Genomic DNA, 26,578 nt, shown 5'->3' with positions numbered 1-26,578 from the left:
ACAAACTCTGCTCCAAGGCCTGAGATGCCTTGATGATGTATTCGCGCCCACTGTGGAGTCTCTCGAGACACCAACACCAACCGCACACAGTCAGTAGTGTGAGTGTTGGACATCTCCATAGAGTTTCGGTGGCCACAGCGGTGGGGAAACACCCGGTCCCATTCCGAACCCGGAAGTTAAGCCCACCAGCGCCGATGGTACTGCACCCGGGAGGGTGTGGGAGACTAGGACGCCGCCGGACAACCACACACGAAGGCCCCCGCACCATTTCTGGTGACGGGGGCCTCGTGCATTTCACGACGTGTGCCTGGTTCCGGTGCGGTGCGACCCAGCACCCCGGGTTGGTCCGGGCACGGTGCAGACGACAGGATGGTGCGGTGGCAGACAGCGGACGCGGACGACCCGGAGACGGCCCCCGACGCGGGAGGGACGGCGGACGACCCGAGCGTGGCGGCGGAGGCCGACCCGACCGCGGTGGCGACCGGGGTCGCGACAGCCGACCCGGATCGGGCGCGGGGCGGGACGACCGTCCATCGAGCAGCCGCGGACGCGACGACCGGGCGGGGAGTGGGCGCGGCCGGGACGACCGGACGGGCGCCGGCCGGTCCGGCGACCGTGGCCGAGGGCGGGGCGAGCCTCCGTACCAGGGCGGCGGTGGCTCCGGCGGAGACCGTGACCGGGACGAGCGCCCCCGGGGCGGGTCTGCCCGCGAGGACCGCTCCGGCGGACGCGGGGACCGTCGCTGGGGTGATGACTCCCGGGGCGACCGCGGCGCTGGCCGTCGTGGCGACGACCGGGACGAGCGCGGTGGCGGCAGCCGTGGAGGCGACGGACGGTCCGGTGACCGCCGCGGGGCTGACCGCGACGAACGGACCGGCCGCGGGGAAGGCCAGCGCGACCGTGGTGGGCGCCGCAGCTCGTGGGACGACCGTGCCGGCTCCGGTCGCGGGCGTGACGAGGGCGACCGAACCGGTGGCAGCCGGGGACGCGACCGCGACGAGCGCGCCGGCGACGGCCGCAGCGGTGGCTGGGGCGACCGGCCGCGCGGTGCGCGTGCAGGTGGCCGTGACGACCGGTTCCCGGGTGGCCGCGGCGGCGACGACCGGGCTCGCGGCAGGCGGTCCGATGACGACCGGCCCCGTGAGCGTCGTGACGGCGACGACCGCGGTCGCGGTGCCGGGTGGCGGGACGACCGCGGGCGTGGCGCCGGCGACCGTGGCCGTGGCACCGGTCCCGGCCGGGCCGGTCAGGACCGGCGCGGCGGACGACGCGACGAGCGCGGGTTCGAGCGGCGTGAGCCGGCGTCGGCCTCGCGGATGGTGCCGCACCGGCGGACCAGCCTCGAGCACGACCCGGACCTGCCCAGCGGCATCGATCTCGGTGGGCTGCCGCGAGCGGTCCGCGCCGAGCTGAGGGGTCTCAGCCCGGAGAGCGCCGAGTTCGTCGGCGGGCACCTGGTGATGGCCGGCGAGCTCATCGACACCGATCCCCAGCTGGCGTTCGCCCACGCGGAGGCGGCGCGCCGTCGGGCGTCCCGCCTGCCGGTGGTGCGCGAGGCATCGGCCGAGACCGCCTACGCCGCGGGGGAGTACGCCCACGCCCTGCGGGAGTACCGCGCCCTGCGCCGGATGACCGGTGGCGTGGAGTACCTGCCGGTGATGGCCGACTGCGAGCGGGCCCTGGGGCGTCACGACGACGCGCTGGCGCTGACCCGCGAGGCGGCCTCCAGCCCCGAGCTCGGGCCGGACTCCCGCGCGGAGGCGCTGATGGTCGAGGCCGGGGTGCGCGAGGACATGGGCCAGACCAAGGAGGCGGTCCGGCTGCTCAAGCAGGCCACCCGGACGCCCGCCCGCGGGCTGAGCCGCGACTCCGCCGCCCGGCTGACCTACGCCTACGCCGACCTCCTGCTGCGGACCGGCGACGAGACCGGCGCGCTCACCTGGTTCACCCGGACCGTCGACCTCGACCGCGGCCACGTCACCGACGCCGGCGACCGGGTCGCGCTGCTGCAGGGCATGGTGCTCGAGGTGGACGAGGCCGGCATCGAGCCGTGGGCCCCCGAGGAGCCGGAGGACGAGTCCGCCGAGGACGCGCTGGGAGACGAGCAGGACGAGGACGCGGACACTGCGGACGAGCCGCTCGACGACGAGCGTCCCGGCGGCGCGGACGTCGAGGACGACGGCGCGGAGCACGAGGACGTCGTCGTCACCACCGGTGTCGGGAGCTCCTCGACCCCGGACGCGGGAGCACCCGCGAGCGACCCCGCAGACGTCGGCCCGGAGGCCGACGGGACGACATCGGACGACGACGCGCTGATCGACAGCGAGCTCGCTGGTGACGAGCAGACCCTGGCGGAGCACGAGCTGGGCGAGGAGGAGACGCTGCAGGACGACGAGCTCATCGAGGATGCGGACGTGCCAGCCGACGACGACCTCACCGGTGGCGTGGAGACGCTGCTGGACGACGAGTTCGCCGCCGACGAGGACGGTCCGGTCGGCGACGAGCTCGCGGGTGATGAGGAGACGCTGGCCGAGGACGAGTTCGACGACGACGGCGGGTCGGTCGCCGACGGACTGGTCGGCGACGACGAGGACGGGCCGGCCGACGGGGACGACCGGTGAGTCAGATTGCGGTCGCCGGCACCCTCGCGAGCCGGCACGACGTCGTCCTGCTCGACCTCGACGGAGTGGTGTACCTCGGGCGCTCACCGGTCCCGCACGCGGCCGACAGCCTGCACCGGCTCCGGAACCAGGGAGCCGGCGTCGGCTTCGTCACGAACAACGCCGCGCGCACGCCCGAGGAGGTCGCCGCCCACCTGGTCGAGCTCGGCGTCGAGGCCGCCCCGGAGGACGTCATCACCTCCGCGCAGGCCGGTGCCCGGCTGCTGGCCGACCAGCTGCCAGAGGGGTCGACCGTGCTGGTGCTCGGCACCGCCGCGCTGCACCGGGAGGTCGAGGCCCTCGGGCTGCGGGTGGTCGACTCCGCCGACGACGCACCGGCCGGGGTGATCCAGGGCTACGACCCGCAGCTGGCGTGGCCGCGGCTCAACGAGGCCGCCCACGCGGTCCAGCGCGGCGCGGTCTGGGTGGCGACCAACACCGACACCAATCGGCCCACCGACCGCGGGCTCGTCCCCGGGCACGGGACGGCCGTGGCCGCCGTGCGCGCTGCCGTCGACGTGGACCCGCTGGTGGCCGGCAAGCCGTCCCCGCCGCTGCTGCAGGAGGCGGTCCGGCGCACCGGGGCGTCCCGGCCGCTGTTCGTCGGCGACCGGCTGGACACCGACGTGGCCGGCGCCCGGGCGGCCGGGATGGCCTCACTGCTCGTGCTCACCGGCTCCCACGGGGTGCCCCAGCTGCTCGCCGCGCCTCCCGACGCCCGTCCCGACCACCTGGCGGCCGACCTCCGTGGTCTGCTGGACCCGGTGCCCGAGGTGGACCTCGGCGACGACGTCGCCCGCTGCGGTGACGCCGTCGTACGGCTCACCGGCGGCCGGCTCGTCGTCGACCAGCCGGTCCCGCCCGAGCAGCAGGTGCCCGCCGCGTGGGCGGCGGCCCGGTTGTGCTGGCTGGCCGCCGACCGCGGGGAGACCTTCGACCTGGCCGACGCGGCCGAGGCCGTCCGCCCGAGGGGCTGACCCTCGGCGGCCGCGGTGACAGGCGGGGCGGCCGCACCGGAAGGGCGGTCCGGGTCGAGGGTCGCCGCGCCGCTACCCTGGGCGGTCGAGGAGGACGCGATGACCGACCCGGACGCCACCGACGAGGCGACCCCCACCAGCCGCCACCCCGAGCTGGACGCCGCTCTGGACGCGGTCGCCGACCTCGGCTCGGTGCCGCTGGCCGAGCACCACGAGCGGCTCGAGCGCGCCCACCGCGCCCTGCACGAGCTGCTGTCGGGCCGCGCCGAGCACTGAGGTGCGACTCGACCGGGCGGTGCTCGCCCGCGGCCTCGCACGCTCGCGCACCCAGGCCCAGGAGCTCGTCCGCGCCGGAAAGGTCCGGGTCCGCGGGGCGGTGGTGACCCGGGTCGCCGGCGAGGTCGAGCCCGACGACGTCGACGTCACCGACGTCGACCCGTGGGTGTCGCGGGCCGCGCACAAGCTGCTCGGCGCCCTGGACGACCTCGACCTGCAGCCGTCGGGCCGGGCGCTGGACGCCGGCGCGTCCACCGGCGGTTTCACGCAGGTGCTGCTGCACCACGGCTGTCGTCGGGTCTACGCCGTCGACGTCGGCCACGGCCAGCTGGCCGAGCCGCTGCGCCACGACCCGCGGGTGGTCGTCCACGAGCGCCTCAACCTGCGCGACCTCACCCTGGCCCACCTCGACGACGAGCCCGTCGACCTCGTGGTGGCCGACGTCTCCTTCATCTCGCTGACACTGCTGGTGGAGCGCCTGCTGTCGGTCACCCGCCCCGACGGCCGCGCGCTGCTCATGGTCAAACCGCAGTTCGAGGTCGGACGGGAGCAGCTCGGCCGCGGTGGCGTGGTCCGCGACCCGGCCCTGCACCGGGCCGCCGTCGAGGCGGTCGCGGACGCCGCCCGCGGCTGCGGCTGGACGCCCCAGCGGCAGGTGCCGAGCCGGCTGCCGGGCGCCGACGGCAACACCGAGTTCTTCCTGCTGCTGCGCCGGGCCGGCTGAACCAACTCGCAGCGCCGACGTCACCTGCTGGACACCTGCGCTCCGGTCGGTGGACAGCGACCGCCGGTTGGCTGTCGGCGACCCCGCGACGGTGCGGGCCGCCAGCCACGGAAGGACTCCCGATGACCCAGCCGAACCAGCCCTCCGTCCCCGCGACGCCGGAGACCACCGACCCCGCCCGCGGCGACGTCGGCCGACGCAACTTCCTGGCCGGCACCGGCCTGGCGGCCGCGGCCGTCACCCTCGGCGCCGGCATGAGCAGCCTCGGCGCCGCCCCGGCGCGCGCGGAGGGCAAGACCCCGCTGACCTTCCGCGACCACACCTTCCGGATCGTGCAGTTCAACGACACCCAGGACGACGAGCGCATCGACCGCCGCACCATCGAGCTGATGGAGAAGGTGCTCGACTCCGAGCAGCCCGACCTGGTCGTGCTCAACGGCGACAACATCACCGGCGGCTGCGAGGACGAGCGGGCCATGCGCCAGGCGATGAACAACGTGGTGGTGCCGATGGAGGAGCGCGGCATCCCCTGGGTGCTCACCTACGGCAACCACGACGAGGACTCCACCCCGCAGGGCGGCCTCGACGAGGAGGAGATGCTCGACATCTACCGCTCCTACCCGCACAACTACAACGAGCCGAGCCCCGAGGGCGTCACCGGCTCGGGCAACATGGCGCTCACCATCCGGGCCACCGACCGGCGCCAGGGTGCGGCGTTCGCCCTCTTCCTGCTCGACAGCGGCCGCTACGCCCCCGCCCAGGTCGCCGGCCAGGACTTCTCCGGCTACCCGACCTGGGACTGGGTGCGGATGAACCAGGTCGAGTGGTACTGCCAGACCTCCCGTGCGCTGGAGAAGCGCTGGCGCAAGAAGGTGCCGGCCCTGATGTTCATCCACATCCCGCTGTGGGAGTACCGCTTCATGTGGTTCGGCGGGGTGGACGAGCGCAATGGCGGCAACCACGAGGCCGCGGTGGTGCGCCACCAGATCACCGGTGAGCGCAACGAGGACGAGTGCCCCGGGCCGGTCAACAGCGGCCTGTTCAGCGCCATCCTCGACCGCGGCGACGTCAAGGGCGTCTTCTGCGGCCACGACCACGTCAACACCTACTGCGGCAACTACTACGGGGTGCTGCTGGGCTACGCCGGCAACACCGGCTTCGGCACCTACGGTCTGTCCGGCGCCGAGCGCAACCGGCTCCGCGGCGCCCGGGTGTTCGACCTCGACGACCGCACCGACGACGTCCTGGTCGAGACCCGGATGGTCTTCGCCGCCGACTACGGCATCGACCTCACCGCCGACGACCAGCCGATCGAGCCGCTGCCGCTGCCCGGCGAGCGCTGAACCCACCGGAGTCGGCGAGCCGTCCACAGATGACGGGGAGCGGACGGGTGGCGGTGGTGCCGGGCCGTAGGGTGAGCGCGTGAGCGACCCGCAGCCCGGCACCACCCGCCCGACCGCGCGACGGGTCGCCGTGCTGACCCACACCGGACGCCGGTTGGCGGTCGAGGCGGCCGTCCGGTTCGTCACCGGACTCAGCCGCCACGGCATCACCGCCCTCGTCCCGCGCGAGGACGCCGACCTGCTGCAGGAGCGCTGCACCCACGGGCTGATCGAGCCCTTCGAGCCACGCGACGTCGCGGTGCACGACGGCTGCGAGCTGGCCGTCGTGTTCGGCGGTGACGGCACCATCTTGCGCGGCGCGGAGTGGGCGGTGCCCGCCGAGGTGCCGCTGCTCGGGGTCAACCTCGGCCACGTCGGTTTCCTCGCCGAGGCCGAGTCCAGCGAGATCGACACCGTGGTGGAGCACGTGGTGTCGGGGGACTGGCGGCTGGAGGAGCGCGTGGTGATCGAGGTCTCGGTCACCGCTCCCGGCGCCGACGGGCCGTCGTGGACCACCTTCGCGGTCAACGAGGTGTCCCTGGAGAAGGCCTCGCGGGAGAAGATGCTGGAGACGATGGTCGAGATCGACCGCCGCCCGCTCTCACGCTGGTCCTGCGACGGGGTGCTGGTCGCCACCCCGACCGGTTCCACCGCCTACGCCTTCTCCGCCGGCGGGCCGGTGATGTGGCCCGGGGTGGAGGCGCTGCTGCTGGTGCCGCTCAGTGCCCACGCGCTGTTCGCCCGGCCGCTGGTGCTCGGCCCGTCCTCCACCATCCGGATCGAGATCCTCGGGGAGTCGAAGGCGGCCGGGGTGGTCTGGTGCGACGGACGCCGCTCCAGCGAGGTGCTGTCGGGCACCGTGGTGGAGATCCAGCGCAGCGAGCACCGGCTGCGCCTGGCCCGGCTCACCCGGGCCCCGTTCACCGACCGGCTGGTGAGCAAGTTCGGGTTGCGGGTGGAGGGCTGGCGCGGCGGCCGGGAGGTGCTGTCGTGATCACCGAGCTCAGCATCACCGACCTCGGCGTGATCGATGCCGCCGAGCTCGAGCTGCACCCGGGGCTGACCGTGGTCACCGGCGAGACCGGGGCCGGCAAGACGATGGTCGTCACCGGGCTCGGACTGCTGCTGGGCGGGCGCGCCGACCGGTCCGCGGTCCGGGTCGGAGCCGGACGGGCCCGGGTCGAGGGCCGGTTCGCCGGGCTCCCCGCGCCAGTCCGCGAGCGGGTCGTCGAGGGTGGCGGCGAGCTCGACGACGACGAGCTGCTGATCAGCCGCCAGCTGACCACCGCCGGACGCACCCGCTGCTGGCTCGGCGGCGCCCAGGTCACCGCCGCCCAGTGCGCCGAGGTGGCCTCGGAGCTCATCGCCATCCACGGCCAGGCCGAGCAGGTGCGGCTGTCCCGCCCCGAGCGCCAGCGCGAGCTGCTCGACCAGGCCGCCGACCCGGCGCTGCGGCAGGTGCTCACGGACTACCGTGGTTGCTTCGAGCGCCGCCGTGCCGCCCGGGCCGAGCTCGACCGGCTGCGCGCCGACAGCCAGGCCCGCGCCCGCGAGATCGACCTGCTGCAGTTCGGGCTGGCCGAGATCGAGAAGGTCGACCCCCAGCCGGGTGAGGACGCCCGGCTGGCCGCCGAGGCGGCTCGGCTGCAGGCGGTGGACGAGCTGCGCACGTCGACGCGGCAGGCGCTGGTGGCACTGGCCGGCGACGAGGACTCCTACGAGGCCGCCGACGCGATCGCCCTCACCCAGCTGGCCCGCAAGGCGCTCGGCGAGCTGGCCGGAACCGATCCCGAGACCACGCCGCTGCTCGAGCGGGCCACCGAGGTGGAGACCCTGCTGGTCGACCTCGCCGGCGACGTCTCGGCCCACCTCGACCGGCTCGAGGCCGACCCGGCCCGGTTGGAGGCGGTGATGGAGCGCACCGCCGCCCTCACCGCGCTCACCCGCAAGTACGGCGACGACGTCGACCAGGTGCTCGCCTGGGCCGCCGAGTCCGCCGAGCGGCTGGCCACCCTGGAGTCCGGCGACACCCGGATCGGCGAGCTCGAGGCCGAGGTGGCCGCCTGCACCGAGCGGCTCGGCGAGCTGGGGGCACGGCTGACCGACCTGCGCCGGCGGGCCGCCGACCGGCTGGCCGAGGCCTGCGTCACCGAGCTGACGGCGCTGGCGATGCCGCACGCCCGGCTGCAGTTCGAGCTGACCCCGCTGGAGGAGCCCGGCCCGCACGGGCTGGAGAGCGTCCAGCTGCTGTTCTCGGCCAACCCCGGCAGCGAACCCGGCCCGCTCGGCCGGGTCGCCTCCGGCGGTGAGCTCTCCCGGGTCCGGCTGGCGCTGGAGGTGTCGCTGGCCGAGCCCCGCGACGACACGCCGGGCACGGCCGACGGCACCGAGCGCCAGACCATGGTCTTCGACGAGGTGGACGCCGGCGTCGGCGGCCGGGTGGCCGTCGAGATCGGACGCCGGCTGGCAGCGCTGGCCCGGCACACCCAGGTGGTCGTCGTCACCCACCTGGCCCAGGTGGCTGCCTTCGCCGACCGGCACTTCGTGGTGGCCAAGTCCGACGACGGCCAGGTCACCACCTCCGGCGTCCGGCAGGTCGAGGCGGTGGAGCGGGAGGCCGAGCTGGCCCGGATGATGGCCGGCATGGACGGCAGCGACACCGCCCTCGCCCACGCCCGCGAGCTGCTCGAGCTGGCCGGGCACGCCGGAACGGGGTCGACGGCCGCCGGCACCGTGGCGGAGTCGCCCCGGAGCGCCCGCAAGGCATAGGGTGGAGGTCCGTGGGCCACACGATCACCAAGCACGTCTTCGTCACCGGGGGAGTCGTCTCCTCCCTGGGCAAGGGGCTCACCGCCTCCAGTCTCGGCAGCCTGCTGATCGCCCGCGGGCTGCGGGTGACCATGCAGAAGCTGGACCCCTACCTCAACGTCGACCCCGGCACCATGAACCCGTTCCAGCACGGGGAGGTGTTCGTCACCGAGGACGGCGCCGAGACCGACCTCGACATCGGCCACTACGAGCGCTTCCTCGACGTCAACCTCAACGCCGACGCCAACGTCACCACCGGCAAGGTGTACTCCTCGGTGATCGCCAAGGAGCGGCGCGGGGACTACCTCGGCGACACCGTCCAGGTGATCCCGCACATCACCAACGAGATCAAGGCGTCGATGCTCGCCATGGGCGGGGACGACATCGACGTGGTGATCCACGAGATCGGCGGCACCGTCGGCGACATCGAGTCGTTGCCCTTCCTCGAGGCCGCCCGGCAGGTCCGCCGCGACATCGGCCGGCAGAACGCCTTCTTCCTGCACGTCTCGCTGATCCCCTACATCGGGCCCAGCGGGGAGCTGAAGACCAAGCCGACCCAGCACTCGGTGGCGGCGCTGCGTGAGGTCGGCATCCAGCCCGACGCGCTGGTGTGCCGCTGCGACCGCGCCGTGCCCGACAACGTCAAGCGCAAGATCGCGCTGGCCTGCGACGTCGACGAGGAGGCCGTGGCGGTGGCCATCGACGCCTCCAGCATCTACGCCATCCCGCGGGTGCTGCACTCCGAGGGCCTGGACGCCTACGTGGTGCGCCGGCTCGACCTGTCCTTCCGCGACGTGGACTGGACCCGCTGGAACGACCTGCTCGACCGGGTGGAGCACCCCGACGAGGACGTCACCATCGCCCTGGTCGGCAAGTACATCGACCTGCCCGACGCCTACCTGTCGGTGGTCGAGGCGCTGCGCGCCGGCGGGTTCGCCAACCGGGCCAAGGTGCACATCCGCTGGGTCGCCTCCGACAGCTGCGCCACCCCGGAGGGTGCGGAGGAGGCCCTCGGCGACGTCGACGGCATCTGCATCCCCGGCGGCTTCGGCATCCGCGGCGTGGAGGGCAAGGTGGAGGCGGTCCGCTACGCCCGCACCAACCAGATCCCGATCCTCGGGCTCTGCCTGGGGCTGCAGGTGATGGTGATCGAGGTGGCCCGCCACCTGGCCGGGCTGGACGGGGCGGCGTCCTCGGAGTTCGAGCCCGACGCCGAGCACCCGGTGATCGCCACGATGGCCGAGCAGGTCGCCATCGTCGGCGGCGAGGGCGACCTCGGCGGGTCGATGCGGCTGGGGTCCTACCCGGCCGCGCTCACCCCCGGCAGCGTGGTGGCCCGGCTCTACGGCAGCACCCAGGTGCAGGAGCGGCACCGCCACCGCTACGAGGTGAACAACGCCTACCGCGACAAGCTGGAGGAGGCGGGGCTGCGGATCAGCGGCACCTCTCCCGACGCCACCCTGGTCGAGTTCATCGAGCTGCCGGCCGAGACCCACCCCTTCTTCGTCGCCACCCAGGCCCACCCGGAGCTGAAGTCCCGCCCCACCAGCGCCCACCCGCTGTTCGCCGGTCTGGTCAAGGCCGCCGTGGCCCGTCGGCGCGGCACCCGGCTCCCGGTCGACCGGTGAGCGGCCAGCTCGACCTCCCGGTGCTCGGCACCGCGGAGCTGGCCGACGAGGTGGTCGGCTGGCCGGTGCTGCGCAGCGACGTGCTGGCCGGGGGCCGGGTGGTCACCCTGGTCGAGGACGAGGTCCGCACCCCCGACGGCAGCACCATCACCCGCCAGTACCTGCGCCACCCCGGTGCGGTCGGGGTGATCGCGCTGGACGAGCAGGAGCGGGTGGTGCTGGTGCGCCAGTACCGCCACCCGGCCCGCCACCGGCTGCTCGAGCCGCCGGCCGGGTTGCTGGACGTGGCCGAGGAGGCGTGGCTGGTCGGAGCCCAGCGCGAGCTCGCCGAGGAGGCGCTGCTGGCCGCCGAGGACTGGCGGGTGCTGGTCGACCAGTTCGTCAGCCCGGGCAGCACCGAGGAGTCGGTGCGGATCTACCTGGCCCGCGGGCTGCGTCCCGCCCCCCGCCCCGAGGGCTTCGTGGTGGAGGGGGAGGAGGCGCACATGGACGTCGTCCTCGCCCCGCTCGCCGAGCTGGTTACCGGCGTGCTGGCCGGGCGGCTGCAGAACCCGCTGCTGGTCGCCGGGGTGCTGGCCACCGAGGTCGCCCGCCGCGACGGCTACGACCGCCTGCGCCCGGCCGACGCGCCCTGGCCGGCCCGGCACCAGCGCCCGTGACCGACCCGGGGTCCGCCGCCACCGGCGGCCCCGCCCCCGAGCCGCCCGTCGCCGCGGACGGGGAGCCGGAGGTCCCGCCCGCCCTGCGGCGCTTCGTCCAGGGCTTCCTCGACCACCTGGCCGTCGAGCGGGGGATGTCCACCCACACCGTGCAGGGCTACCGGCGCGACCTCGAGCGCTACCTGCACCACCTCACCCGCCGTGGCCTGACCCGTCCTGAGGACGTCGACGCCGCCGCGGTCACCGACTTCGCGCACGCGCTGCAGACCGGCACCGTCGACGAGCACGGGCGCACCCGGCCACCGCTGGCCCGCGCCAGCGTCGCCCGCGCGGTGGTGGCCGTGCGCAGCCTGCACCGGTTCGGGGTGGAGGAGCGGCTGACCCCCGACAACCCGGCCGCCGCCGTGCACCCGCCCGGCCAGGGCCGCCGGCTGCCCAAGGCGCTGCCGCTGGACCAGGTGCAGGCGCTGCTGGACGCCCCCGACCGCAGCACCCCGGTCGGGCTGCGGGACGCCGCGCTGCTGGAGCTGCTCTACGGCACCGGCGCCCGGATCAGCGAGATCACCGCCCTCGACGTCGACGACGTCAGCCGGCTGGTCGACGCCGAGGCCGATCCCCGCCAGGGGCTGCGGCTGATCGGCAAGGGGGACAAGGAGCGGGTCGTCCCGCTCGGCTCCTACGCCCGGCGCGCGGTCTCGGACTGGCTGGTGCGAGGGCGTCCGACCCTGGCCGGCGCCGACCCCGCCCTGCTGCTCAACGCCCGCGGCCGCCGGCTGTCCCGCCAGAGCGCCTGGGCGGTGCTGCGCGCGGCCGCCGCCCGGGCCGGGCTGGACGCCGAGGTGTCCCCGCACACCCTGCGCCACTCCTTCGCCACCCACCTGCTCGACGGCGGCGCCGACGTCCGGGTGGTGCAGGAGCTGCTCGGCCACGCGTCGGTGACGACCACCCAGGTGTACACCCTGGTCACGGTCGACCACCTCCGCGAGGTCTATCTCAGCGCCCACCCGCGCTCCCGCTGAACCGGAGGCCGGGACGTCTGCGCGCGGCTGCGGCGCCCCGGCCAGGCGCGCTACCCTCGTCCCCACTGTGGTGGCGAGCGGAAGGAACCACGTGGACCAGACAGCAACCGGTGGTGGACCGTCGGACGCTCGGCTGGCGCCGGGGACCGCGGCGCTCTTCCCGCCGGTCGGTGCGGATGACGGCGAGGCCGCCCTCGGCCCCACCGGACGACCCTGGCCACAGCTGCCCGAGCCCTCCGCCCCGCGGGAGGGTCCGCTGCGGGCCACCGTGATCGCGATGTGCAACCAGAAGGGCGGGGTGGGCAAGACCACCACCACCATCAACCTGGGCGCGGCGCTGGCTGAGACCGGACGCCGCGTGCTGATGGTCGACTTCGACCCGCAGGGTTCGCTGTCGGTGGGGCTGGGGGTCAACCCGCACACCCTGGAGAGCAGCGTCTACAACCTGCTGATGTCGCGCGACGTCGACGTCGACGACGTCGTCACCGCCACCAACGTGCCGGGGCTCGACCTGCTGCCCAGCAACATCGACCTGTCGGCGGCGGAGGTGCAGCTGGTCTCGGAGGTGGCGCGGGAGCAGACGTTGTCCCGGGTGCTCGCCCGGGTCCGCGACCGCTACCACGTCATCCTCATCGACTGCGCGCCCTCCCTCGGTCTGCTGACGGTCAACGCGCTGACCGCCGCGGACAAGGTGATCGTGCCGTTGGAGTGCGAGTTCTTCGCCCTGCGTGGCGTCGCCCTGCTCACCGACACCATCGCCAAGGTGCAGGACCGGCTCAACCCCGACCTGGAGCTGCTGGGCATCCTCGGCACCATGTACGACGCCCGCACCCTGCACAGCCGCGAGGTGCTGGAGCGGGTGGTGCAGGCCTTCGGCGACCAGGTCTTCCACACCGTCATCCGGCGCACCATCAAGTTCCCCGAGACGACGGTGGCTGGTGAGCCGATCACCACCTACGCCTCCTCCTCGCCCGGCGCCCAGTCCTACCGCCTGCTGGCCCGGGAGGTGCTGGCCAAGTGCCCCGCCGTGTGAACCTGCCCGGGGCGTCGGAGCTGTTCCGCCCCACCCAGGGGGTGCCGGAGGTGCCGCGCCCGGCCGAACGGGCCGAGCCGGTGCGCCGTCCCCGCACGGCCCGTCCGGACGGCCCGGAGGCGTCCGCCCCGCGGGTCTCGGGACGGGTCCGCCACGAGGAGAAGATCACCGTCTACGTCAGCAGCGACGAGCTGCTCGCACTGGAGCAGGCGCGCCTGCAGCTGCGGGCCGAGCACCGGCTGGCGGTCGACCGGGGACGGATCGTGCGGGCCGCGGTGGCCGCCGCGCTGGCCGACCTGGCCGAGCACGGCGCCGGCTCGGAGCTGGTGCGCCGGCTCGACGAGAACGCCGCCGGTCGCGCCGAGGGATGAGCACCGGCGCGTGAGCACCACCGAGACGCCGCCGCGCGGGTTCAGCGTCCGGCTGGACAACTTCGAGGGCCCCTTCGACCTGCTGCTGCAGCTGATCGCCAAGCACCGGATGGACGTCACCGAGGTGGCGCTGTCGCGGGTGACCGACGAGTTCATCGCCCACATCAAGGCCGCCGGTGACGTCTGGGACCTGGAGCAGACCAGCCAGTTCGTGCTGGTGGCGGCCACCCTGCTCGACCTCAAGGCGGCCCGGCTGCTGCCGGCCGGCGAGGTCGACGACCCCGAGGACCTCGCCCTGCTGGAGGCCCGCGACCTGCTGTTCGCCCGGCTGCTGCAGTACCGGGCCTTCAAGCGGGTGGCCGCCTGGCTGGAGCGGACCCTGGACCAGCAGAGCCGCCGCCACGCCCGCCCGGGCGGGCTGGAGGACCACTTCGCCCGGCTGCTGCCCGAGGTGACCTTCACCGTCGACCTCGACGGGTTCGCCGCGCTCGCCGCCCGCGCGCTGACGCCCCGACCCACCCAGGAGCTGTCCCTGGCCCACCTGCACGCCCCGCAGGTGAGCGTGCGGGAGCAGGCGACGCTGATCGTGCAGCGGCTGCGCCGCGGGCGGGCGCTGAGCTTCGCCGCGCTGACCCGCGACGCCGACACGGTGACCACGGTGGCCCGGTTCCTGGCCCTGCTCGAGCTGTACCGGGAGCAGGCCGTCGCCTTCGAGCAGGCCGACCCGCTGGGCGAGCTCACCATCCGCTGGGTCGGCGCGGACACCGGTGAGCTGGAGATCTCGGCGGAGTTCGACGAGCCCGGCGTCCCGGCCGACGCACCCGCGGGAGGCGGCGATGTCTGAGCACCCCGCGGCGGAGGGCCAGACCGTCCACCCCGACCTCGTCGGCGAGCTGTCCGGGCCGGTCGAGGCGCTGCTGCTGATGGCCGACGAGCCGATGAGCACCCTCACCCTGGCCCAGGCGCTGCAGGCCCCGGTCGAGGCCGTCGAGCAGACCTGCCGGGAGCTGCGCGACTTCTACGACCGCACCGGACGCGGGTTCGAGCTGCGCCACCTCGCCGGCGGCTGGCGCTACTGGACCCGCGAGGAGCACGCCGAGGTGATCAGCCGGGCGGTGCTGGAGGGCCAGCAGTCGCGGCTGTCGCAGGCCGCGCTGGAGACGCTGGCGGTGGTGGCCTACCTGCAGCCGATCTCGCGGGCCCGGATCTCGGCCGTCCGCGGCGTCAACGTGGACGGGGTGGTGCGCACCCTTCTCGCGCGGGAGATGATCGAGGAGGCGGGGCAGGACCCCGTCACCGGCGCCGTCGTCTTCCGGACCACCGACACCTTCTGCGAGCGGATCGGGCTGGAGTCGCTGGACCAGCTGCCCGACCTGGCCCCGCACCTGCCCGACGCCAGCACGCTGGAGGCCGAGCTGGGCCAGCTCGCCGCGGTGCCGCCGGCCGGGACGACGACCGACGCCGACCAGCTGCCCGACGAGCCGTTGGCCGACGAGACGTTGGACGATGAGATGGGCGCGCCGCGGCGCGGAGACCCACCCGCACCCGCGGGTGGCACCGAGGAAGGAGCCCGGCCGTGAGCGAACCGGATCAGGAGGACAGCCAGGGCGTGCGATTGCAGAAGGTGCTGGCCCAGGCCGGCATCGCCTCCCGCCGCGCCAGCGAGCAGATGATCGCCGAGGGACGGGTCGAGGTGAACGGGTCGCTCGTGCTCGAGCAGGGGCTGCGGGTCGACCCGGAGAAGGACGTGGTGCGGGTCGACGGCTCCCGCATCCCCACCGCCCGCCACCACGTGTACCTGGTGCTCAACAAGCCCCGCGGGGTGGTCTCCACCATGGACGACCCCGAGGACCGGCCCACGCTGACCGACCTGCTCGGCCGGCGCCGGGAGCGGCTGTTCCACGTCGGACGTCTCGACACCGACACCGAGGGGCTGATCCTGCTGACCAACCACGGCGAGTTCGCCCACCGGCTGGCCCACCCCTCCTACGAGGTGCCCAAGACCTACCTGGCCGAGGTCGCCGGGGTGGTGGACCAGAAGACGATCAACCGGCTGCAGAAGGGCGTCACCCTGGAGGACGGGCGGGTGCGCCCGGACCGGGTGCGCCTGGTCGACACCACCGCCGACCGCAGCCTGGTGCAGATCAGCCTGCACGAGGGCCGCAACCGGATCGTGCGGCGGATGATGGACACCGTCGGGCACCCGGTCAACCAGCTGTCGCGGACCGCGATCGGTCCGGTGCGGCTCGGTCGGCTGCCGGTGGGGGAGCACCGCGAGCTGACCCGCGAGGAGCTCGGCGCGCTGCTCGACCTCGTGGGGCTGTGACCCGCGTGCCGGCGCCGATCGGACGGCCCGCGTGCTGACGCGGATGGGACGGCCCGCGTGCTGACGCGGATGGGACGGGGCGCGTGCTGACGCGGATGGGACGGGGCGCGTGCTGACGCGACGCATCTACGGGCTGGAGACCGAGTTCGGGGTCTCCTCCACCAGCCACGGCGGACGCCGGGTCAACCCCGACGAGGTGGCCCGCTACCTGTTCCGCACCGTGGTCAGCTGGGGACGCTCCAGCAACGTCTTCCTCTCCAACGGCTCGCGGGTCTACCTCGACGTCGGCTCCCACCCCGAGTACGCCACCGCCGAGTGCGACTCGCTGCACCAGCTGGTCGTCCACGACCGGGCCGGTGAGCTGATCGTCAGCCGGCTGGCCGCCGACGCCCGCCGGCGGCTGGCCGAGGAGGACGTCGACGCCGACATCTACCTGTTCAAGAACAACGCCGACTCCCACGGCAACTCCTACGGCTGCCACGAGAACTACCTGATCAGCCGCGAGGGCGACTTCCACCGCTACACCGACCTGCTGGTGCCGTTCCTGGTCTCGCGCCAGCTGGTGTGCGGTGCCGGCCGGATCGTCAAGGACGGGCCGCGAGCCGCCTACGCGCTCAGCCAGCGGGCCGAGCACATCTGGGAGTCGGTGTCCTCGGCCACCACCCGCAGCCGTCCCATCATCAACACCCGCGACGAGCCGCACGCCGACCCCGAGCGGTTCCGCCGGCTGCACGTCATCGTCGGCGACTCCACCATGAGCGAGACCACCACCCTGCTCAAGGTCGGCACCGTCGAGCTGGTGCTGCGGCTGGTCGAGGACGGGGTGGCGCTGCGCAACCTGGCCTGCGAGAACCCGATCCGGGCGCTCCGCGACATCAGCCGCGACCCCACCGGACGCACCCCGGTGACGCTGGCCAACGGCCGCACCATCACCGCGCTGGAGCTGCAGCAGACCTTCTGGCAGGCAGCCGCCGACCACGCCGCCGCCGAGATGGACCCGGGGCCGGAGCTGCAGCAGGTGCTCGACCTGTGGCGCCGCGCCCTGGAGGCCGTCGAGTCCGACCGGCTGGACGACATCGCCACCGAGATCGACTGGGTGGTGAAGCGGCGGCTGCTGCAGCGCTACGCCGACCGGCACGGTCTCGCGCTGGACGACCCGCGGCTGGCCCAGCTCGACCTCGCCTACCACGACGTGGAGCCCGGACGCGGGCTGTTCCGGCTGCTCGAGGCCCGCGGGGCGGCTGCCCGGCTCACCACGCCGGAGGAGGTCGAGCTCGCCACCACCGAGCCGCCGCCCACCACCCGGGCCCGGCTGCGCGGCCGCTTCGTCAGCGCGGCCCGCGAGCACGACCTGGAGTACACGGTGGACTGGGTGCACCTGAAGCTCAACGACCAGTCCCAGCGCACCATCCTGTGCCGCGACCCCTTCGCCGCGACCGACGAGCGGGTGGACCGGCTGATCGAGCAGATGGGCCGCCGTGCCGCCGGCCTGTGACCGTCGGTGGGAGGACGGGTTCGCCCGGGTCGGGTATGTTGCCCCGGTGCCCGAGACCACCTCCACGACGACCGCAGGGGTGAGCCGGCCGCCGGCAGGTGCACCCGGCCGGTCCGTCCGCCGCCGGCTGACCTCCGCCCTCGCCGTCCTCGCCGTCGCCCCGCTGCTGGCGCTGACCGCCTGCAGCGGCGGCGAGCCCGAGGCCGCTCCCACCCCGGGGTCCAGCGCCACCCCGGAGGCGAACCCGCCGGCCGACCCGAGCGCCAGCGCGTCCCCCAGCCCGAGCGCGACGCCCACGCCGACCCCCGAGCCGGTCGAGCCGTCCTCCGACCTCGGCGAGGTCGAGGTCAGCGGCGACTTCGGCGACGCGCCTGAGGTCACCGTGGAGACCCCGTGGGCGGTCGACGAGACGCGCACCCGGGTGCTGGTCGAGGGCGACGGCCAGCCGCTGCAGGCCACCGGCAGCGCCCAGCTGAACTACCAGGGCGTCAACGCCCGCACCGGTGAGGTGTTCGACTCCTCCTACGAGCGGGGCGAGCCCGTCACCTTCGGTCTCACCCAGGTCGTGCCCGGGTTCCAGAAGGGGCTGGAGGGGCAGAAGATCGGCAGCCGCGTGCTCATCGCGATGCCGGGCACTGACGGCTACGACGCCTCCGGCGGCAACCCGCAGGCCGGGATCGAGGTCGGCGACACGCTGCTCTTCACCGTCGACATCCTCGCCGGCACCCTGACCTCCCCGGTGGGTGAGGAGGTCGAGCCGCCCGCCGACCTGCCGACCGTCACCGGTGCCGTCGACGACCCGCAGATCGCCGTGCCCGAGGGCACGCCACCCACCGAGCTGGTCAGCCAGCTGCTGGTGGAGGGCACCGGGCCCGAGGTGGGGGAGAACGACACCATCACCGTCGACGTCCGCGGCGTGCCGTGGGAGACCGGTGAGGTCACCATCGACAGCTACCCCGACGCCCCGAAGAGCGACGCGCTCAACGAGCTGATCGAGGGCTGGAAGCAGGGCCTGGTCGGCAAGAAGATCGGCAGCCGGGTGCTGCTGGTCGTGCCGCCGGACCTGGGCTACGGCGACACCGGCAACGAGGACCCGGCGGTCGAGCCCGGCCAGACCATGGTCTACGTCGTCGACCTGCTCTGGACCGAGGCCCCGCCCACCGTCCCCGGCACCGGCGGCTGACCCACCTGCGGCCCCAACGCCCTGAGCCTTCGAAGCGTCGTCCTGAGCCTGTCGAAGGGGGGGAGCCCCGCCCACCAGCGCACCCGGCCCGACCACAGCGCCCTGAGCCTGTCGAAGGGCGAACCACCCCCCGGTCGGGCACAACAGGACCTACCGCCGCGCCCGCTGGCGGCTCCGGGCGCCCCGCTCATCTGCCCCCACGGCCGGCGTCGGTGGCGTTGGGCGGCAGGGGCACCGTCGTCCAGTCGGTGCTCGCCGACAGGTGGAAGCCCGGGTGCGACGGCTGGTTGTAGGCGGTGTTCTGCCGGGCCACCTCGACCCGGTACTGGGGGTCGTGCATCAGCGTGGCCAGCTTCAGCCTGCTGACCTCGGTGCTGGTGTGCACCTGGATCGCCGAGGAGTCGGCCGTCCGCACCAGCACCTCCTCGCGCCAGTCACCCCACACGTCGGCCACCAGCGCGGGGTTGCCCTTGGTGTCGTTGTTGGTCCGGGTGCCGCTCAGCGTGCGCAGCGTGCCACGGGTCCAGTCGTCGATGGTCGGGGTCTGGTCCCGGGACCCGTTGACCAGCTGGGTGGTGCCGTCGCCGGCCCAGCGCACGCTCTGGTTGGTGCCCGGGGTGGCGGTGCCGAGCACGTCGCCGTCGGCCGACAGCAGCCCGCTCGCAGAGGTCCCGACCGGCATGCTGGCCCACACCTCGGTGCCGGGGACGTCCGGGCGCACGTCACCGACCATCCCGCGCCCGGTGTCGCGTCCGGAGTAGGCCCCGAACAGGACCTCGCCGGTGGCGGCGTCCCGCATCGCCGCCCCGTAGGGCGCCGACGCCCCACCTTCGTGCACGGTCCAGATCTCCAGGCCCGGACGGGCCGGGTCGAGGTCGGTGACGTGCATGGCGTCGCCGTGCCCCAGCCGGGCCTCCGCCCCCGGGTCGGCGCTGCCGCCTGGCAGGGTGCCGGTGGAGGAGTACAGCAGCGAGCCGTCGTCGTCGAGGGTGGCCGAGCCGTAGACCACCTCCTGCCGACCGTCGCCGTCGACGTCGGCCGCCGACAGCGAGTGGAAACCCTGGGTGGTGAGGCGGCCGAGCTCGGGGTCGGAGCCGTCGCGGCCGTGGGGGCTGTCGGAGAAGGGGTTGGTCATCGGCACGTGCCCGCTGTCGGCGAACCAGCGTCGGGACAGCGTCTTCCCGTCCCAGTCGTAGGCGGCGACCGTGGCCCGGGTGTAGTAGCCGCGGGCGAAGACCGCCGACGGGCGGTGGCCGTCCAGGTAGGCCACCCCGGCCAGGAAGCGGTCCACCCGGTTGCCCGGCTCGATCCGGCTCATCGCGTAGTCGCCCCACAGCAGGCCGTCGTCCCCGCGGCCCGGCTCGTAGTCCACCGTCTGCAACGGGTTGCCGGTGCGACCGTCGAAGACCGTCAGGTACTCCGGACCGGTGAGCACGAAGCCCTCGAACGTGCGCAGGTCGTTGCGACTGCTCCGGGCCGGCGCCCAGACGTCGATGAAGTAGTCGGTGGCCTCGCGGGCGTCGGCCTCCGACAGCGGGTAGTCCCAGCGGGGCTCGATGCCCCAGGCCTCCTCCAGGGTGGCCGGCCACCGGCCGGAGACGACCTCCTCCCGCTCCGACCAGCCCTGCAGGACGTCCTGGAGGTGCTCGGCGTACTCCTCGGCGCTCCACCGGTGGTCGTCGTCGGTGCGGACGCCGGCCGCCCGGTCGTGCGCCGGGATCGGCACCGCACGCTCGGCGACCACCCGGCCGCGGCTGTCGAGGCGCTGCACGGTGGTCCCGGGCGCCGTCTTCACCATCAGCTCGGCCCGGCCGTCGCCGTCGAAGTCGTAGACGGGGAACTGGGTGTAGTGGGCGCCGGCGCGGATGTTGACCCCGAGGTCGATCCGCCACAGCAGCCGTCCGTCGGCCTCGTAGCCGTCGAGGTAGACGTTGCCGGTGTAGCCCTTCTGGGAGACGTCCTTGGCGTTCGAGGGGTCCCACTTGACGACGTACTCGTAGCTGGAGTCGCCGTCGAGGTCGGCCACGCTCATATCGCCGGCGGCGTAGCTGTAGCGCTCCCCGGCCGGGGTCACGCCGTCGGGCGGGCGCTGCAGCGGGATCTCGCCGTAACCCTGGTCGAGCGGACGCACCGGCGCCGAGCGCTCGCCCTCCACGCCGTCGACGACCGGGGCCACCCGGTACACCGAACCCTCGCGGCCGTCGGGGTCGAGCAGGTTGGTGGAGCCGGTCACCGTGGCGATCCGTTCCCGGCCGCGGTAGACCGCGAAGTCGGCGCCGGTCATCCCGTCGGGCGTGGCACCGGTGACCTCGGTGCCGAGCAGCCGCCAGCTGAGGTGGACGCCCGCATCGGTGCGCAGGGCGACCAGCCCGCGGTCCAGCTGCTCGAGCTGGACCTCGGGAGCGGGGTCGGCGGGGGTGGCGCCGGCGAGCGTGCCGCCGCCGGCGGAGCTGGCCACCAGGACGGCGAGGAGAGCGGCCGCGGTGGCGGGCAGGAACCTGCGTGGGGTCATGGGGGTGTCCCTCCGTGCGTCGTTGCACCGTTTCAGTGAGGTGGACCCTTTCTACCCGCCGGGCCCGGCGCTGGGAAGACCGTGACCGGCAGGACCGCTGCCTCAGCCCTCGACGACCCAGGGCTCGCGGGGCAGGGCCGCGGGGTCGAACCGGCTGAGCAGCAGGGCGACGTCGACCCGTTCCCCGGCCGTGGCGAGACGGAGCGAGACCGCCAGCCGGGCCAGGACGTCCTGCGCCGACACCCCTGCGGCGGTCAGCTCGGCCAGCGTCACCGCGCCGTCCCGCTTGGCCAGCCGACGCCCGTCCGCGTTCACCGCCAGCGGCACGTGGGCGTAGGTCGGCGGCCGGTACCCCAGCCGCTGCGCCAGCCAGGCCTGCCGGGGTGCGGACGTCAGCAGGTCGTCCCCGCGGACCACCTGGTCCACCCCGGTGGCGGCGTCGTCGACCACCACCGCCAGGTTGTAGGCCCACGCCCCGTCGCCGCGGCGCAGCACGAAGTCGTCCACCAACCCGCCGACCCGGCCGGCAAGCAGGTCGTCCACCTCGAAGGTGTCGGTGTCGGTGCGCACCCGCAGCGCCGCCGGACGCCGCCGGCGCCGCTCGGCCCGCTGCTCCTCGGTGAGGTCGCGGCAGGTGCCGGGATAGGGCCGGAACCCGTCGTGCGGTGCCGAGGACGCCTCGGCGATCTCGCGCCGGGTGCAGAAGCACTCGTAGACGTCCTCGCCCAGCCGCTCCACCGCGGCGGCGTAGTGGTGCTGGCGCTCGGACTGGCGCAGCACCGGTCCGTCGACGTCCAGCCCGAGCGCGAGGGCGTCGGCCAGCTGACCCTCGGCCACCCCGTCGGTGGCGCTGCGGGCGACGTCGAGATCCTCCACGCGCCAGCGGAAGGCGCGCCCGGTGGAGCGGGCGAAGAGCCAGGCCAGCAGTGCGGTGCGCAGGTTCCCCAGGTGCAGGTCCGAGCTCGGGGAGGGGGCGAAACGACCCGCTCCGGAGCCCGTCTCCGACGTCGTCATGAACCCCTTCCGCGGCCCCGGGGAGGCGCCGTCTGGACTGGTACTGTCCCGCGCATGGCCCCGCGGAAGTCAGAGCGCATCCTCAATCTGACGATCTGCCTCCTGGCCAGCCGGCGCTTCGTCACCCGGGAGCAGATCCGCGAGGTGGTCGAAGGCTACCGGGGGCTCTCCGACGGCGCCTTCGAACGCACCTTCGAGCGGGACAAGGACGAGCTGCGCGCCCTCGGCGTCCCGATCGAGACCGGCAGCAACTCCCCGCTGTTCGACGACGAGGTCGGCTACCGGATCCGGCGCACCGACTTCGAGCTGCCGCCGATCGAGCTGGACGCCGACGAGGCGGCGGTGGTCGCGCTCGCCGCGCAGAGCTGGCAGCAGGCGCGGATGGCCTCCTCGGCGCAGAGCGCCTGGGCCAAGCTGCGGGCGGCCGGGGTGGAGACCGACACCGCGCGGATCACCACCATGAGCCCCACCGTGGTGGCCCGGGAGGGCGCCTTCGAGCCGCTGTGGCAGGCCGTGCTCAACCGGTCGGTGGTCCGCTTCGAGTACCGCCGCCCGTCGGGGGAGACCAGCCGCCGCACCCTGCAGCCATGGGGCGTCACCTCCTCCCGCGGCCGCTGGTACGTGGTCGGCCACGACGTCGACCGCGACGCGCCGCGGATGTTCAAGATGTCGCGGATCCTCGACCAGCCCGAGGTGGTCGCCGGTCCGGACGCCTTCGAGGTGCCGGCCGACGTCGACGTCCGCGCGCTGTCCCGCAGCCTCGACCCGGCCCCGGCCACCGGGGAGGCCGTGGTCGCCGTGCGCGCCGACCGCGCCCCCCGGCTGCGCCGCCGCGGCGAGCCGGTCGACCACCCGCTGCCCGCCGGCACCCCGGACGGGTTCGCCGCCTACCGGGTGGGTTACGCCGACGAGGGCGCCTTCGTGGCCGACGTGGCCTCCTTCGGCCCGGACGTGCTGGTGCTCGAGCCGGCCGCCGTCCGACGCCGGGTGGTGGACCACCTGGCCGGGGCGGCCCGGGCGCTGGCCGGCGCGGGGGAGCGCGCGTGAGCTCCTCGGTCCAGGTGCAGCGGCTGCTGGCCCTGGTGCCCTACCTGCTGTCCCACGACGGGGCCGACCTGGCCGAGACCGCCCGCGAGTTCGGCGTCACCCCCAAGCAGCTGCGGGCCGATCTGTCGGTGCTCTACATGTGCGGGCTGCCCGGGCTGATGCCGGGCGACCTCATCGAGATCGACCTCGACGCCGTGGACGGCGCCGGCACCATCCACCTCACCAACGCCGACTACCTCGCCCGGCCGCTGCGCTTCACCGCCGACGAGGTGCTCGGGCTGGTGCTGGGGCTGCGCTCGGTGCGCGAGCTGGCCGCCGGCCCGGTGCGCCGCACCATCGACTCCGCGCTGGCCAAGCTGGAGGCGGTCGCCGGGGCCGGGCAGGAGGTGGCTGAGCGGGTCACCGTCTCGGTGCAGTCGGCCGACGACCGGATCCGCGACCAGGTGGCCACCGCCATCGACTCCGGCCGGCGGCTGCGGCTGGTCTACGACACGCCCGAGCGCACCACCGAGCGAGAGGTCGACCCGGCGCGGGTCAGCCTGCGCGACGGGGTGGCCTACCTCGAGGCCTTCGACCTCGGCCGCGACGACTGGCGCACCTTCCGGCTGGACCGGATCGCCAGCGCCGAGCCGACCGGGACGCCGGCGGCCGACCACGGCCCCCTCCCGCCGCCGGCCGAGGGCTGGCTGCAGGCGCTCTCCGGCCCGGCCAGGGTGACCCTGGAGCTGCGTCCCGGCGCGGCCTGGGTGGCGGAGTACCACCCGGTCGAGCGGGTCGAGACCGACCCAGCCACCGGGCACCTGCACGCCACCCTGCCGGTCACCGACCCCGGCTGGCTGCGGGCCCTGCTGCTCCAGCTGGCCGACGAGGTCCGGGTGCTCGACCCGGCCGGGGCGGCCGACGAGGCCCGCCAGGCGGCGGAGCAGGCGCTGGCCCTCTACCGCCAGCTCGGCCTAGGGTCGGACACGTGAGCTGGGTCTGGGTCTTCGTCGTCATCGGCGTGGTCGGTCTGCTGTCGCTGGTCGGCTGGGCCGTCTGGCTGTTCCACAAGGCCGCCGACGTCTGGTCCGAGATCGCCATGCTGGGCCGCCGCGCCGAGGAGCTGGGCTCGCTGCTGGAGCAGCTGCGACCCGAACCGACGCCCGAGCAGCTGCAGGCCGTGCGCGACCGCACGCGGGTGGCCCGACGCGGCTGACCGGTTGCGGCTGGGATCCCGGCCGGCCCACGCGTAGACTCCCCAGAGGTTGCCCGAGGTAGCGCACCCGGGCACGAGACGAGAAGAGGACTCGACATGACTCCCATGGTGTTTGGACTCCCCGGCGGCCCCGAGGTGCTGATCCTCCTCGTGGTCGCGCTGGCGCTGCTGATCTTCGGCGGGTCGCGTCTGGCAGGCATCGGCAAGGGCACCGGGCGGGCGATCCGCGAGTTCAAGGAGGAGACCCAGAGCCTGCGGGGCAACAAGGACAAGGCCGCCGCCGACGAGCCCGCCGACACCACCACCCCGGCCGCGGAGCCGCGCGACACCACCGCGCCCCGTCGGGACGACGTGGTGGACGCCGAGGTCGTCGACCGGCCGGCTGAGCAGCGTCGCGACGTCTGAGTCCTGCGGTGGCAGTGACCATCCGCGGCCGCCGGCTCTCTCTCGACTGGCTCAAGCCGCCGCCGTCCACCCCGGACGGCACGATGTCCATCTGGGACCACCTGCGTGAGCTCCGCTACCGGTTGACGATCGCGGTGATCGCCGTGGTCGTGGTGTCCGTTCTGTCGGCCATCTTCTTCCGCGAGCTCTACGCACTGGTCGCGTACCCGTACAACCAGGCGGCCGAGATGGTGCTCGCCGACAACCCCGGCGCCGACATCAGCCTGGTCAACTCGGGCATCGCCGCCCCCTTCCTGCTGGTGCTGAGGATCTGCGGGTTCGCCGGTCTGATCCTCTCGGCGCCGATCTGGCTCTACCAGCTCTGGGCGTTCATCGCCCCGGCCCTGCTGGCTCGGGAGAAGAAGTGGGCCCTGGCCTTCATCGGCAGCGCCACCCCGCTGTTCCTCGGTGGCGTCGGTCTCGCCTACCTGCTGATGCCGACCGCGATGGCGGTGATGCTGGGGTTCACGGTCGACGGGACGACCAACCTCATCGACGGCAGCGACTACCTGGGCTTCGTCATGCAGATGATGGTGGTCTTCGGGGTGGCCTTCCTGCTGCCGGTGGTGGTCGTCGCGCTCAACATCATGGGCATCGTCAAGGCGACCCAGCTCTCCCAGGCCCGCACCATCGTCATCTTCGGGTCCTTCGTCGTGGGTGCCGTCGCCACGCCCAGCACCGACCCGTTCTCGATGCTGGCCCTGGCCGTCCCACTGTCGCTGCTCTTCGTGCTGGCCGAGATCATCTGCCACGCCAACGACCGGCGGCGGGCGCGTCGCCGGCCGGCCGAGGAGGCCGCCGTCGGCACTCCCGAGCTGACCAGCTGACCACCCCGTGGACTCCTCGCTGCCGGTGTGCACGCTGGTGGTCAACCCCACCGCGGGCCAGGGCCGGGCCGGACGCCAGCTGCCGCAGGTCGTCACCACGCTGGCCCGCTCCAGCCCGCACCACCGCCTCGACGTGCACCGGGCCGGCAGCTGGGCGGAGGCGGCAGAGCGGTGCCGGACGGCGGTGCGGCGCGCGCTCGAGCGCCGCAGGCACGCCCCCGACCGGCGTCCGGACTGCCTGGTGGTGATGGGCGGGGACGGGATGATGCACCTCGGGCTCAACGCCTGCGCCGGCACCGACGTCGCGCTGGGGATGGTGCCCGCGGGCACCGGCAACGACCTGGTCCGGGGTCTCGGGCTGTCCGCGCGCGGACCCCGCGACGGCATCGCCACCGTGGCCACCGGCCGCACCCGCCAGGTGGACCTGATCCGGGTGCGGGGAGCCGATGCCGACGGTGGCGACGCCGAGGACGTCTGGGTGGGCAGCGTGGTCGCCGCCGGCTTCGACGCCGCGGTCAACCGGCGCGCCAACGCGATGCGCTGGCCGCGCGGATCGCTGCGCTACGCGACCGCCGCGCTGGCCGAGCTGGCCGGGTTCGCACCGGTGGAGTACGAGCTCGTCCTCGACGGGCAGCCACGGCAGCTGCTCGCGATGCTGGTGGCGGTCGGCAACGGCGGCTACTACGGCGGCGGCATCAACATCTGCCCCGACGCCGACCCGGCCGACGGCCTGCTCGACGTCACCATCGTCCACCCGGTCAGCCGTCCGCACCTGCTGGCCATGCTGCCGTTGATGTACAGCCGGGCCTTCACCCGCCACCCGGCCGTCGAGCAGACCCGGGCCCGCCGGGTCGAGCTGCGCCACCGGGACGCCGCGGGGGCCCCGCTGCCGGTGATGGGCGACGGCGAACCCGTCGGCAGCAGCCCGGTGGTGCTGGAGGCGGCGCCGCGGGCGCTCACCGTGTTCGCGCCTGCGGCCTGACCCGCCCGGCAGACGG

At 74.2% G+C, this 26,578-nt stretch carries 25 protein-coding genes and 1 rRNA gene; 24 read left to right on the top strand and 2 right to left on the bottom strand.

Annotated features, from left to right (window positions below; translation table 11 throughout):
* Window positions 1-124 precede the first annotated feature (124 nt).
* The 18 genes from rrf to DT076_RS03275 all read left to right on the top strand — a co-directional run bounded on the left by rrf (window position 125) and on the right by DT076_RS03275 (window position 18,541).
* Window positions 125-241: ribosomal RNA gene (rrf, locus tag DT076_RS03360) — 5S ribosomal RNA — on the top strand.
* 1,075 nt (window positions 242-1,316) lie between these two features.
* Window positions 1,317-2,621 carry a tetratricopeptide repeat protein gene (locus DT076_RS03350; RefSeq protein ID WP_147264040.1) on the top strand — a complete coding sequence of 435 codons (1,305 nt, stop codon included), beginning with the start codon at window positions 1,317-1,319 and terminating at the stop codon, window positions 2,619-2,621.
* On the top strand, window positions 2,618-3,637 hold the full coding sequence (locus DT076_RS03345) for an HAD-IIA family hydrolase (protein ID WP_114125156.1): 1,020 nt from the start codon (window positions 2,618-2,620) through the stop codon (window positions 3,635-3,637). The genes DT076_RS03350 and DT076_RS03345 overlap by 4 nt, the downstream gene beginning before the upstream one ends.
* Window positions 3,638-3,736: 99 nt before the next feature.
* Window positions 3,737-3,913, top strand: coding sequence for a hypothetical protein (locus DT076_RS19290; protein ID WP_158548027.1), 177 nt, complete (start codon window positions 3,737-3,739; stop codon window positions 3,911-3,913).
* A gap of 1 nt (window position 3,914) precedes the next feature.
* Window positions 3,915-4,637, top strand: coding sequence for a TlyA family RNA methyltransferase (locus DT076_RS03340; protein WP_114125155.1), 723 nt, complete (start codon window positions 3,915-3,917; stop codon window positions 4,635-4,637).
* A gap of 122 nt (window positions 4,638-4,759) precedes the next feature.
* Window positions 4,760-5,980, top strand: a complete 1,221-nt coding sequence (locus DT076_RS03335; protein WP_199538901.1) for a metallophosphoesterase family protein — start codon at window positions 4,760-4,762, stop codon at window positions 5,978-5,980.
* Window positions 5,981-6,059: 79 nt separating this feature from the next.
* Window positions 6,060-7,013, top strand: coding sequence for an NAD kinase (locus DT076_RS03330; protein WP_114125154.1), 954 nt, complete (start codon window positions 6,060-6,062; stop codon window positions 7,011-7,013).
* On the top strand, window positions 7,010-8,788 hold the full coding sequence (recN, locus tag DT076_RS03325) for a DNA repair protein RecN (protein WP_114125153.1): 1,779 nt from the start codon (window positions 7,010-7,012) through the stop codon (window positions 8,786-8,788). The genes DT076_RS03330 and recN overlap by 4 nt, the downstream gene beginning before the upstream one ends.
* Before the next feature lie 11 nt (window positions 8,789-8,799).
* Window positions 8,800-10,455, top strand: a complete 1,656-nt coding sequence (locus tag DT076_RS03320; RefSeq protein ID WP_114125152.1) for a CTP synthase — start codon at window positions 8,800-8,802, stop codon at window positions 10,453-10,455.
* A gap of 38 nt (window positions 10,456-10,493) precedes the next feature.
* A complete protein-coding gene (locus DT076_RS03315; protein ID WP_233493615.1) occupies window positions 10,494-11,114 on the top strand; it encodes an NUDIX domain-containing protein in 621 nt (206 codons plus the stop codon).
* A gap of 83 nt (window positions 11,115-11,197) precedes the next feature.
* Window positions 11,198-12,133: a tyrosine recombinase gene (locus DT076_RS03310; RefSeq protein ID WP_114125265.1), complete on the top strand. Its 936-nt coding sequence runs from the start codon at window positions 11,198-11,200 to the stop codon at window positions 12,131-12,133.
* Between the two features lie 133 nt (window positions 12,134-12,266).
* On the top strand, window positions 12,267-13,166 hold the full coding sequence (locus tag DT076_RS03305; protein WP_114125263.1) for a ParA family protein: 900 nt from the start codon (window positions 12,267-12,269) through the stop codon (window positions 13,164-13,166).
* Complete coding sequence (locus tag DT076_RS03300; RefSeq protein ID WP_114125150.1) at window positions 13,151-13,537, top strand: hypothetical protein; 387 nt, start codon at window positions 13,151-13,153, stop codon at window positions 13,535-13,537. Before DT076_RS03305 ends, DT076_RS03300 begins: the two co-directional genes overlap by 16 nt.
* Before the next feature lie 10 nt (window positions 13,538-13,547).
* The gene (locus DT076_RS03295) at window positions 13,548-14,381 is read left to right on the top strand and encodes a segregation and condensation protein A (protein ID WP_233493598.1); all 834 of its coding nucleotides are present in this window, start codon (window positions 13,548-13,550) and stop codon (window positions 14,379-14,381) included.
* The gene (gene scpB, locus DT076_RS03290) at window positions 14,374-15,117 is read left to right on the top strand and encodes an SMC-Scp complex subunit ScpB (RefSeq protein WP_114125149.1); all 744 of its coding nucleotides are present in this window, start codon (window positions 14,374-14,376) and stop codon (window positions 15,115-15,117) included. Before DT076_RS03295 ends, scpB begins: the two co-directional genes overlap by 8 nt.
* Window positions 15,114-15,863, top strand: coding sequence for a pseudouridine synthase (locus tag DT076_RS03285; RefSeq protein ID WP_233493597.1), 750 nt, complete (start codon window positions 15,114-15,116; stop codon window positions 15,861-15,863). Before scpB ends, DT076_RS03285 begins: the two co-directional genes overlap by 4 nt.
* 109 nt (window positions 15,864-15,972) lie before the next feature.
* A complete protein-coding gene (gene pafA, locus DT076_RS03280; protein ID WP_233493596.1) occupies window positions 15,973-17,358 on the top strand; it encodes a Pup--protein ligase in 1,386 nt (461 codons plus the stop codon).
* Window positions 17,359-17,404: 46 nt separating this feature from the next.
* The gene (locus DT076_RS03275; RefSeq protein ID WP_114125148.1) at window positions 17,405-18,541 is read left to right on the top strand and encodes an FKBP-type peptidyl-prolyl cis-trans isomerase; all 1,137 of its coding nucleotides are present in this window, start codon (window positions 17,405-17,407) and stop codon (window positions 18,539-18,541) included.
* A 187-nt stretch (window positions 18,542-18,728) separates the two neighbouring features.
* On the opposite strand, the gene DT076_RS03270 is transcribed toward DT076_RS03275, so the two are convergent.
* Window positions 18,729-21,053: a rhamnogalacturonan lyase gene (locus DT076_RS03270; RefSeq protein WP_114125147.1), complete on the bottom strand. Its 2,325-nt coding sequence runs from the start codon at window positions 21,051-21,053 to the stop codon at window positions 18,729-18,731.
* 102 nt (window positions 21,054-21,155) lie between these two features.
* Window positions 21,156-22,067 carry a tRNA glutamyl-Q(34) synthetase GluQRS gene (gene gluQRS / locus DT076_RS03265; protein WP_114125146.1) on the bottom strand — a complete coding sequence of 304 codons (912 nt, stop codon included), beginning with the start codon at window positions 22,065-22,067 and terminating at the stop codon, window positions 21,156-21,158.
* A gap of 54 nt (window positions 22,068-22,121) precedes the next feature.
* Between gluQRS and DT076_RS03260 the strand changes: the two genes are divergently transcribed.
* From DT076_RS03260 to DT076_RS03235, 6 genes are all read left to right on the top strand, one after another.
* The gene (locus tag DT076_RS03260; RefSeq protein WP_114125145.1) at window positions 22,122-23,114 is read left to right on the top strand and encodes a helix-turn-helix transcriptional regulator; all 993 of its coding nucleotides are present in this window, start codon (window positions 22,122-22,124) and stop codon (window positions 23,112-23,114) included.
* The gene (locus tag DT076_RS03255; RefSeq protein WP_114125144.1) at window positions 23,111-24,085 is read left to right on the top strand and encodes a helix-turn-helix transcriptional regulator; all 975 of its coding nucleotides are present in this window, start codon (window positions 23,111-23,113) and stop codon (window positions 24,083-24,085) included. The genes DT076_RS03260 and DT076_RS03255 overlap by 4 nt, the downstream gene beginning before the upstream one ends.
* On the top strand, window positions 24,082-24,309 hold the full coding sequence (locus DT076_RS03250) for a hypothetical protein (RefSeq protein WP_114125143.1): 228 nt from the start codon (window positions 24,082-24,084) through the stop codon (window positions 24,307-24,309). The genes DT076_RS03255 and DT076_RS03250 overlap by 4 nt, the downstream gene beginning before the upstream one ends.
* Window positions 24,310-24,414: 105 nt before the next feature.
* Entirely contained in the window at window positions 24,415-24,714 is a 300-nt protein-coding gene (locus DT076_RS20215) for a twin-arginine translocase TatA/TatE family subunit (RefSeq protein WP_114125142.1), read from the top strand.
* Between the two features lie 8 nt (window positions 24,715-24,722).
* Window positions 24,723-25,580, top strand: a complete 858-nt coding sequence (tatC, locus tag DT076_RS03240) for a twin-arginine translocase subunit TatC (protein WP_233493593.1) — start codon at window positions 24,723-24,725, stop codon at window positions 25,578-25,580.
* Window positions 25,581-25,587: 7 nt separating this feature from the next.
* On the top strand, window positions 25,588-26,562 hold the full coding sequence (locus tag DT076_RS03235) for a diacylglycerol/lipid kinase family protein (RefSeq protein ID WP_114125141.1): 975 nt from the start codon (window positions 25,588-25,590) through the stop codon (window positions 26,560-26,562).
* Window positions 26,563-26,578 lie beyond the last annotated feature (16 nt).

The organism is Desertihabitans brevis (assembly GCF_003327535.1).
In the GTDB taxonomy this organism is placed as follows: domain Bacteria; phylum Actinomycetota; class Actinomycetes; order Propionibacteriales; family Propionibacteriaceae; genus Desertihabitans; species Desertihabitans brevis.
This window is presented reverse-complemented; position numbering and strand designations above follow the sequence as displayed.